The sequence below is a fragment of the Acinetobacter sp. AB03 genome, assembly GCF_058107045.1.
In genome coordinates this window covers 1,559,775-1,562,256 of the sequence record NZ_JBUEBA010000002.1, presented here as the reverse complement: position 1 = coordinate 1,562,256, position 2,482 = coordinate 1,559,775, and the positions used below count along the sequence as shown (strand labels likewise).

The 2,482-nt window shown below is 36.5% G+C and carries 2 protein-coding genes and 1 pseudogene; all 3 read right to left on the bottom strand.

Annotated elements, in window-relative coordinates:
- Window positions 1–228 precede the first annotated feature (228 nt).
- On the bottom strand, window positions 229–891 hold the full coding sequence (locus ACY3FQ_RS07955; RefSeq protein ID WP_489773813.1) for a DUF2057 family protein: 663 nt from the start codon (window positions 889–891) through the stop codon (window positions 229–231).
- 197 nt (window positions 892–1,088) lie between these two features.
- Window positions 1,089–1,682: a nitroreductase family protein gene (locus tag ACY3FQ_RS07950; RefSeq protein WP_262471307.1), complete on the bottom strand. Its 594-nt coding sequence runs from the start codon at window positions 1,680–1,682 to the stop codon at window positions 1,089–1,091.
- 173 nt (window positions 1,683–1,855) lie between these two features.
- Window positions 1,856–2,482: pseudogene (locus ACY3FQ_RS07945) on the bottom strand (nitroreductase family protein); the annotation flags it as partial.

Genomic DNA, 2,482 nt, shown 5'->3' with positions numbered 1-2,482 from the left:
ACCTTCGCTTTAAGTTATTCACTACATTGCGTTGGTGTGCTGCGTATTCTATACAATTTTATTTGCAGCGCAAGTGCATTTAAATAAATAATTCAAAAAATCCACTCGACTGGTTATTTTTAAAGCAAAACATACGTTTTAGATTAAATTATAGTCAAGTTATCTACAATATAAATACGCTATCTAAATAAAAAAAACAGCTAACGCTGTTTTTTTAGAATGTACCAACTACTGTGCTTGTTCAGCCAGCCAAGCCATAAACGCTTGGCGTTCAGATTTAGATGCACTTTTCCAAGTATTAATTAATTGTTGAGCATTGCCAGAACTTGTTAAATCTTTTTGTTTATCTGTCCCAACTTTCGCAACAACAGCTTGTGACGTATAGACCGGTGCAGGTTGTACTACTGTCGTTGCTTTTTGAGTTAGATCGGTTGGTGCATCAGTAAATAGATTTTGAAGAATACCTGCATTTTGAGTTTTACTACCCTTTTGCTCAACCAGTAACTGATTTTTGGCATTGTATAGACCAAAGATCGGCTGCTTGGCATAAGCCTTGGCATCATCATGGTTTTGCGGAGGATTGATCAGTGCCAAACGGTAAGACTGTTGGTCTTGTAAAATTGGGGTCTTAATATTTACAATCCCTGAGCGAACGATATCGTGGGAGCCAATACCTGGATGCTCTTCAAAAAACTGAGTGTAGCGAACACTGATAATATTTTCACCAGCATCAATATTATATTTATTGTCAGAACTGAATAAACGACTCTTAACCTCTTGCCCATTTAAGCCTTCAATTTTTATTTCCTCTGGAGCAGTAATAGTCACTGCTGAAAATACTGAAGTACTCAACATCAATGCTGCTGTTGCAAGGGTTATGCGTAAGGTCATTTTTACACTCTATCGATGGTTTATTAAAGTTTAGTTGCACTATGCAGTTTATAAATGACAATTTTATGACAATTTCTGAGCTTAGAACCAACTCAAAACTACAATATATATTGCTAAGCTTTGATATTTTAAAGATAAATCCTTAAACAAAAAAAGAGCAAATCTTCTCTGCTCTTTTTCATTTTAATGACTAACTATTAATTAAATGTTTTAAAGCGATCCGCTTCAGCCATAAATGTTTTCTCACCCGCAGGTGCTTCAATCGAACCAAAAACAAGTTGCGCACGAAGTTTCCAATTCGCAGGGATATCGAAGATCTCTGCAATCTCAGCATCTACGATTGGATTGTAATGCTGTAATGACGCACCAATATTTTGTTCAGATAACGCAGTCCATACGGAAAATTGAGCAATTGCAGAAGAATGTTCAGACCAAACTGGGAAATTATCTGCATAAAGCGCAAATTGTTCCTGCAATGATTTTACAACATCCTGGTCTTCATAAAATAAAACCGTACCATAGCCTGCAGCAAAGCTATTAATTTTTGCATTTGTGCCTTCAAAAGCAGCTTCTGGAACAATTTTACGTAAAGTTTCACGTACGATATTCCAAAACTGTAAATGCGAGTCACCAAACAAAGTTACAATACGAGAAGTCTGTGAGTTAAATGCAGAAGGACTGTGATTTACCGCTTCTTTAATTACAGATTCAATTTGTTCTGGTGTTAATGCTACACTTTTACCAACAGCATAAATGGTACGACGTTGTTTGATGTGGCCTAAAAATGACATGTTATTTTCCTCAGCGATCTCACGATCTTGTTATATACAGATTCATATTCATCATAGCTAATATTTTGAATTTGAACATGCTTAGTTCAGCGACATAGTGTCTTAAAAATAGAACAATATGCCATAACATTACAAAACTTGATCTAGAAATCACTAAAGATTATTCCGTGTCATTATGCATAGATCATAAAGCGCTCTTCATCTTTATAATGTTCTTTTTCAGCGGCTTTTTCCTCTATCGAACCAAAGACCAATTGCGCACGTAACAGCCAATGTTTTGGAATCTCAAAAACCTTGGAGATATCAGCATCAATACTCGGGTTATAATGTTGTAATGACGCACCCAAACCTGCATCTGCTAAACAAGTCCATACAGCATATTGGGCCATACCTGAAACTTGCTCTGACCAAACTGGAAACTCTGCCGCATCAAAAGGAATTTTCTTTTGTAATTTTTGAATGATCTGCTGATCTTCATAGAATAGAACTGTACCAAATCCTGCCGAGCATTGATCAACCTTCAGTTCTGCACCAGCAAAAATATGCGCGGGGACTAACTTGCGCTGCACTTCTTTTACGACATTCCAAAAGTGATGATGCGCGCCACCCATTAAAATCACAATACAAGTACTTTGTGAATTATGTGCCGAAGGACAACTTCGCACAGCCTCTTGGATCAATTCAGCTAAATACACCTGACTTAAATGTACACGCTTCCCTAAAACATAAATACTACGTCACTTTTTTAGTTGATCGATACAATGTGGTTTGTTTTAGGTCTTCTTCGTGATTTTTTTTTA